Source organism: Mesorhizobium sp. M4A.F.Ca.ET.050.02.1.1, assembly GCF_003997725.1.
In the GTDB taxonomy this organism is placed as follows: domain Bacteria; phylum Pseudomonadota; class Alphaproteobacteria; order Rhizobiales; family Rhizobiaceae; genus Mesorhizobium.
Genome location: NZ_RZSG01000306.1, coordinates 1 through 6,661, shown reverse-complemented (window position 1 = coordinate 6,661; position 6,661 = coordinate 1). Strand labels below are relative to the sequence as shown.

Here is a 6,661-nt window from a genome sequence, read left to right as displayed (position 1 = left end):
GGGAGCGGATGGCGCCGCGGGTGCCATCGCGTCGGTGGCTGGCGCCGGCGCGGCTGGCAGCCGCCCCTCGGTGCCCTGATCGGCCGCTTTGGTTTCCGCCGGTTTGGTCTCGCCCGGCGCCAGCGCCGCGATCTCGGCCGGCGGCGTGCGATTGAGATAGGGATCGAGCGCGCCCGACACATAGGCAGTTCCCACCGCAGCGATGGCGCCGCCCGCGGTAAACAACAACGCCTTCAATGGATTAATTGCCATTTTTGACTGCCCCTTAGCCACCTAACGCCGGTCTAGCGTGTTTTAGCGAGTCCCACAAGAAAAAGGGCCGGCCAAGAAAAAGCCTGTCCCGGGCTTGACCATGTCTGCCGTCCCTATCACCAATCATCGGCATGAACACGATTCGATCCGTCTGCGTCTATTGCGGTTCGTCTCCAGGCCGCGATGAAACCTACGTCAAGGCCGGCCACCTGCTCGGCCGCTCGCTCGCAAAGTCGGGCCTGAGGCTGATCTACGGCGGCGGCACCAAGGGCATAATGGGCGCCGTCGCCGAGGGCGCGCTCAAGGCCGGCGGCAAGGTGACGGGCATCATTCCCCGCTTCCTCATCAACAGGGAAGCAACCGAGACCGCGCTCGACCGGCTCGACGAGCTCGTGATCACCGACAATATGCACGAGCGCAAGCACAGGATGTTCGAAAAATCCGACGCCTTTGTGGCGCTTCCGGGCGGTATCGGCACGGTCGAAGAGATCGTCGAGATCATGACCTGGGGCCAGCTCGGCCATCATCGCAAGCCGATCGTCTTTGCCAACATCAAGGGGTTCTGGGATCCGATGCTGGCGCTGCTCGACCATATGGGCGGTGAGGGCTTCATCCACACCGCGCACCGGGTGAAACCGCTGGTGGTCGCGGACCCCGAAGCGATTGTCGCCGCCATCATGGTGGCCGGCTCGTCCGTCGACGCGCCGACGGAAGGCGTGCAGTCGGTGATAGACAAGATGTAAGGCAGTAGGGAATAGGCAGTTGGCAATAGGGAAAGACAGCCCCTACTGCCTACTGCCTACGTAAGCGCTGCCTCAAACCGGCAGCGCTTACGAGCCGCCGCCACCGAAAATGCGACGAAAAAGGCCGCCTCGCCCCACGCCGCCATAGCGCTGGGGAAGAGGGCGTGCGAGCAGGAACTGCTCATGGCCCTCGACAGTCTCGGTGCCGCAATAGCTACACTGCAAAGACCGGGCCAGGGGAACGATCTCCCTTAGCACGGCCAGGAACCCTTCTCCATCGATCGGCACGCTCTTCATCATCCGGAGTTCGCGGGAGAATGTCTCCAGTCCTAGAAAGCGATAGCCGCGCTTCTCCAATTCGGCGCGCAGCCTGGCGAGAGAGGGCTCGGCGCCCCAGAACTCGAAGCGCGTCGGCCGGATGCGGGCATCCGAGGCGATTTTCAGACCGAGGTCGCCAATCGCCTCGGCAGGAAGAATGAGCGGCGCCACGGCGGCAAGTGAATGTTCCTCAAGGTTGAGTGGGAAGGCCAAGGCCTCGGCGGCTGTGCGGGCTACCTCCTCGAAACCGGCGATGTCCTCCGTCGTGAAGTAGAAATCGCGGCGCCCCTCGCCATGCTGTTCAGCGATATAGCAGGCTGGGCAGCCTGCGGCCGCCAGATCCTCGCAGAGCCTTTCGAGGAAGGCGTAGTTCCGACTCGATCCCTTGGGCGTCAAGAGAGCGTCGCGCGGCGTCAATTCGTTTGCGCGCGGGGTGAGCTTCAGGAGCAGGATCGGAAGCGACGCTGCAGCACGCAGAAGCGCCATGTTCACCCGCGTGTGAATGAAAAGCTCGCCGCCATCGGGGCGGTAGCGCACCAGGCCACGATGCGGTTCCGCCTCGCGGATGACCTCCTCCGTTTTTTCGTCCGATACCTGTTCGCCGGTGATATCGAATTGAAGCAAAGTCATCGCCTAGCCCTCGCCTCCCGGATCACGTCCCGGTAGGGGGCCATCTTGCCAGTTCACAGCGCCTCAGCCCAGACCTCACGGCCGGGCGTTCTGCATCGCATTTGCGGGACCTTCGGCCGCTATTTCCTCGCCGCCAGCGGCCTGACCGCACGACAGGACGAAGCCGAGCGGCCAGGTGATGAAGATGCCGAGAAGCGGACCCAGGTTGGCTTCGGGCGTGAAGATGACGAGGCCGACGAAGCCGCCAAGAAAGCCGATGATGCCCAGTATCGCGCCCCATTTGAGCATCGGTTCCCCCATCGCCTGCCGATCTACTGCAGCTGATTCCCGTCTCGGAACCAAGCCCTCGAATTGGCGTTGCCTCAGAGAACAGCAACTCAGGAGATCGTCATGCTGCGAGGCGCACTGCTCTGGCTCATCGGGATTCCGCTGCCCATCATTCTCATTCTTTGGCTGCTCGGCTATCTGCACTGACGGCCACGCGGGCACGGATGGTGACTCGCCAATCGTGGCAAGCGGCGGTTGCGTGCGCGGCGTGCAACGTCACGGAACCGTCACATGAAACCGGGGCAGCCCGTGCTAGAAACATCGCCGGCCGCAGTTACGCGGTGCTGAAGTCGAAGACCCGGCGAAGCCTCCATGAATATTGCCCTCGCTTCGGAAGAGAACGCCCTGTCGCCCTATCTGCCCGATGAGCAAGGGCTGTTCTTCCTCTATCATTTCACCGCCGACGGCCTGCGCACGAAGGACGCGGCACAAGCGCACTGGACCTGGCGCAGCTACCAGATCTCCGACATGCGCGCGCGCCAGGCGATCGCCAACGAGCAGGCTTTGCCCGCCCCCGTGCGCGAGGCCTTCCTCATCGCCAGCCATGGCTGCCATATCGACCTTGAGGACGACTGGCTCTATGGCGACCTGCCGGACCTGCGCCATGACTATTCGGCCGAAGCGCGTGGGCTCGGCCATTTCCGCTTCGCGCTCAACGACAGGATGCTCATCGGCGCCCGCAAGCAGCCGCTGCAGTCGGTCGACGCGATCCGCAAGGCGGTCGAGAACGGGACGCGGAAATTCCGCTCGCCGGCGGAACTGATCGAGGCCGTCATGGGCCAGTCGCTGGACGGCATGGCGGCCGAGCTCGGCGGCCTATCCGAGACGCTCGACGGCATCGAGGACCGGATCGTGTGCGACGCATGGCACAGCGAGCGGCAAGCGCTGGTCGACGCGCGCCGGCAGCTCGTGGTGATCCACCGGCAGATGGCGACGCTGACCAGCCTGTTTTGGCATCTCGACCATTCGCACCGCAACGACCTGCCCGATCCGGTCAACGACATGGCGGCGCGGCTCTCGCACCGGGCGCACACGCTCTATCACGACGGCGAGCAGTTGCAGGCGCGCACGCGGCTGCTGCAGGACGAGTTGATGGCCAAGCTGACGATGCAGTCCAATCAGCTGCTCTATATCCTGTCCGTTATGACGGCGGTGCTCTTACCGATGACCATCATCTCGGGCCTGTTCGGAATGAATGTCGGCGGCCTGCCGCTGCTGGACTCGCCGATCGGATTTTGGGTGGTGACGGCGGTGTCGCTGCTCGTCGCTTGCGCCGTCTATCTGTTCGTCAGGCGGCTCGGGCGCGTGTAGGACCGGATCCTTCCGGCCGAGGAGACCATACTCCGGGATTTTGGGTTGTGGTACACAACTCGGAATCGCGGATGCTTCGACCAGCATCCCGTTTCGATGAGGATGCGCATGGGGTTCGCCAGGAAGCTCAGAACATGGCTCGGGCTCCGCCGAGACAAGACCGCGCTGCCGCCATTTGCGTCCGTTGGCCGTTGGACCTATGGCGTCGAGTCAAAAATGATTTACGGCTGTGGAGCGCACTCCTCGCTCAGGATCGGCGCCTTTTGCTCGATCGCCAATGAAGCGCTTTTCATGTGCAGCGCCAATCACCCGACATCATTCGTTTCCACCTATCCGTTCAAGGTTCGTGTGACGAGGGAGGAGCCGGATGGATCGGACCTGCTCACGAATGGCCCCATCGAGATCGGCAATGACGTGTGGGTCGGGCGCCGCGCCATAGTCATGCCTGGTGTCAGGATAGGAGACGGTGCCGTCGTTGGCGCTGGAGCCATCGTCACCAAGGACGTCGCTCCCTACGCGATCGTGGCCGGCAATCCGGCCAGGCTTATCCGCTACAGGTTCGACGCGCACCAAATCGAAAGCCTGCTTGCGATCCGGTGGTGGGATTGGAGCGACGAGAAAATCCGCGCCGAGCAGCCGGCGTTCTTCGGTTCCATCGACGCCTTCATCGCGGCCCACGCAGCGCCTGAAGCGGCTCGCGCGGGTTTGGAGCCTACGCTGGCGCCCGCAGGTCCTCGATGACAGTGCCGGCGGCGGCGACCTCGGCCTCGTGGGCCGGTTCACGCCAGGTCTCGGCGAGGGCCGCCGCGTACCATTCGCGCATAGCAGGCAGGTCGAGCAGCCGCTTGGGATAGGCGGCCGCGGCGCCTTCGAAAACCAGCCCATAGGACTGCGCCCGAAACGCCACCGGGGCAAAGAAGGCATCGGCGGCGGTGAAGCGCTCGCCAGCGAGGAACGGACCGCCGAAGCGGGCCAGGCCATCGTTCCAGAGGTCGCCGAGACGGAAGAGATCGTGCTTCAGGGCGTCGGACATCGCAAACGGCTCGACGCTGAGGCCGCAGCTCATCGGGCAGAGATTGCGCAGCGCGATGAAGCTCGAATGCATTTCGGCGGCCGCCGATCGCACCCAGGCTCGCGCCTTCGCGTCCGCCGGCCATACGCCCTGATGGCGCTCGGCCAGATATTCGACGATGCTGAGCGAATCCCAGACCGCCCAGCCGTCATCGACCAGGCACGGCACGCGGCCGTTCGGCGAGAACACCCGGTAGAGGGTAAAGCTCGATCCGGTCGGGAACGGGGTCAGCCGCTCCTCGAACGGGATGCCGAGCTCTCGCATCAGCACCCAGGGCCGCAGCGACCATGAGGAATAGTTCTTGTTGGCAATGTGCAAGACGTACACCGGGCATACTCCTTGTTTTGACGCAATTCCGGACGGAAAACCGCTGCGCACTTTTCCTGGAATTGCTTATCTTGCCGCGGGGACCGCCTGGCGCCCCTTGAACATCGACCAGCTGTACATTGCCAGCGCCGCCCAGATCAGGGCGAAGGCGATTGCCTGCGTCCTGCCGAACGGCTCGTCGAAGACGAGCACGGCGATCAGGAACACCATGGTCGGCGCGATATACTGCATGATGCCGATGGTGGAGAGGCGCAGCAGCCTGGCGCCGAAGGCAAACAGCAGCAGCGGCACCGCGGTGATCGGGCCGCAACCGATCAGCAGTGCGGTGTCGGAACCAGTGCTGGAGACGAAATGGTCCTGCCCGGTGGCGATCAAGTAGCCGATATAGCAAAGCGCCGGCACCGAGAGCAGCAGCACTTCGAGCAGAAATCCCTGGCTCGGGCCGATCGGCAGCGTCTTGCGGAAGAAGCCGTAGGCGGCGAAGGAAAATGCCAGCGCCAGCGACACCCAGGGCAGCTTGCCGGCCTCGATGGTGAGCACGGTCACCGCGATGGCGGCCAGCGCAACCGCCGCGATCTGCAGCCGGTCGAGCCGCTCGCCGAGCAGCAGCGCACCGACGACGACTACCACCAGCGGATTTATGTAGTAGCCGAGCGCGGTCTCGACGGTGCGGTCGACCGCGATCGCCCAGACATAGATCCCCCAGTTGACCGAGATCAGCGTCGCCGTCAGCGCCGCCATGGCGATGCTCTTGGGCGAGCGGATCGCGGCCTTGAAATCGGCGGTGCGACCGGCCCAGACCAAAACGCATGCGGCGATCGGCACCGACCAGACGATGCGGTGGCAGATCACCTCGATCAACGGCAGATGCGCCACCGCCTTCATGTAGAAGGGCAGCAGCCCCCACAAGAAATAGGCGCCCAGCGCCAGGAAGAAGCCGCGGCGGGCCTTGGCATCTGCGTCAAGCTGAGCTGTCTCGGTGACCATGGCCCAACGCTATGGCCCAGCCGGCCATGCAAGACCATCACAAAATTATGATGGATCAATGGACTTTTGGTGATGGTTCAAGCGGTTGACTTCGCTCCAGGTGCCGAGACTGAGTGCCAACTCAGTGCTGGGCGGGTTTCTCGACAAGCTCGAAGAAAAGCCGGTCGGGTGCCCCCTCATCGTGCCTGAAGCCGGTCAACTCTGCCGCCAGATCGAGAGGAATGTCGAAGACATAGTCGACATCACCTTCCTTGTCCTGCTGTGAAAACGCTCGCTGCCGCAGGGTTTCAAAGGAGGCTGGAAGATCTCCCGTGGTTTGGAGATCGCTGACCTCCTTGTCGCCGCTGTGCCAAACCCTCCAGATATTCTTACCGGCGCTCCAGAGCTCGGCTCGAGAAAACATCGTGTGTTCCTCGATATGCACGACGACCAGTTCCCTGCCCTGCGAGAACGCCGACAGGTAGCTGTCAGGAGGATTGGGAAAGCTGCAGTAGCCAAGGATGATGATCGCCCAGTTCTTGTCGCTGCGATAAGCATTCACCGGCGAATCGAAATCGTCCGATGAACCGCCGACTTCCCTGCCGAACAAGGCCGCGGCTTCCTTGATCCCGTAGCCCCGGAAGCCAAACCAGCTGATCGAAGAGCCCAAGCGCCTACTCCGCCGCCACCAGCCCCGCCATGTCGCGGCTCTTCA

The 6,661-nt window shown here is 63.4% G+C and carries 8 protein-coding genes and 1 pseudogene; 3 read left to right on the top strand and 6 right to left on the bottom strand.

The features are described 5' to 3' along the window. Positions 1–252, bottom strand: a pseudogene (locus EOA33_RS19640) (peptigoglycan-binding protein LysM); the annotation flags it as partial. 131 nt (positions 253–383) lie between these two features. Between EOA33_RS19640 and EOA33_RS19635 the strand changes: the two are divergent. After that, entirely contained in the window at positions 384–995 is a 612-nt protein-coding gene (locus EOA33_RS19635; RefSeq protein WP_126055678.1) for a TIGR00730 family Rossman fold protein, read from the top strand. Between the two features lie 87 nt (positions 996–1,082). On the opposite strand, the gene EOA33_RS19630 is transcribed toward EOA33_RS19635, so the two are convergent. Continuing rightward, the gene (locus EOA33_RS19630) at positions 1,083–1,943 is read right to left on the bottom strand and encodes a hypothetical protein (protein ID WP_127406337.1); all 861 of its coding nucleotides are present in this window, start codon (positions 1,941–1,943) and stop codon (positions 1,083–1,085) included. Between the two features lie 75 nt (positions 1,944–2,018). Further along, entirely contained in the window at positions 2,019–2,231 is a 213-nt protein-coding gene (locus EOA33_RS19625) for a hypothetical protein (RefSeq protein ID WP_127406336.1), read from the bottom strand. A gap of 351 nt (positions 2,232–2,582) precedes the next feature. Between EOA33_RS19625 and EOA33_RS19620 the strand changes: the two genes are divergently transcribed. Both EOA33_RS19620 and EOA33_RS40620 read left to right on the top strand, forming a co-directional pair. Further along, on the top strand, positions 2,583–3,581 hold the full coding sequence (locus tag EOA33_RS19620; protein WP_127406335.1) for a transporter: 999 nt from the start codon (positions 2,583–2,585) through the stop codon (positions 3,579–3,581). Between the two features lie 216 nt (positions 3,582–3,797). Further along, on the top strand, positions 3,798–4,322 hold the full coding sequence (locus tag EOA33_RS40620) for a CatB-related O-acetyltransferase (protein ID WP_281033530.1): 525 nt from the start codon (positions 3,798–3,800) through the stop codon (positions 4,320–4,322). On the opposite strand, the gene EOA33_RS19610 is transcribed toward EOA33_RS40620, so the two are convergent. The 3 genes from EOA33_RS19610 to EOA33_RS19600 all read right to left on the bottom strand — a co-directional run bounded on the left by EOA33_RS19610 (position 4,294) and on the right by EOA33_RS19600 (position 6,616). Further along, complete coding sequence (locus EOA33_RS19610) at positions 4,294–4,980, bottom strand: glutathione S-transferase family protein (RefSeq protein WP_126055683.1); 687 nt, start codon at positions 4,978–4,980, stop codon at positions 4,294–4,296. The genes EOA33_RS40620 and EOA33_RS19610 overlap by 29 nt on opposite strands. A 66-nt stretch (positions 4,981–5,046) precedes the next feature. Beyond that, entirely contained in the window at positions 5,047–5,967 is a 921-nt protein-coding gene (rarD, locus tag EOA33_RS19605; RefSeq protein WP_126055684.1) for an EamA family transporter RarD, read from the bottom strand. A gap of 121 nt (positions 5,968–6,088) precedes the next feature. After that, positions 6,089–6,616 carry a hypothetical protein gene (locus EOA33_RS19600; RefSeq protein ID WP_126055685.1) on the bottom strand — a complete coding sequence of 176 codons (528 nt, stop codon included), beginning with the start codon at positions 6,614–6,616 and terminating at the stop codon, positions 6,089–6,091. Positions 6,617–6,661 lie beyond the last annotated feature (45 nt).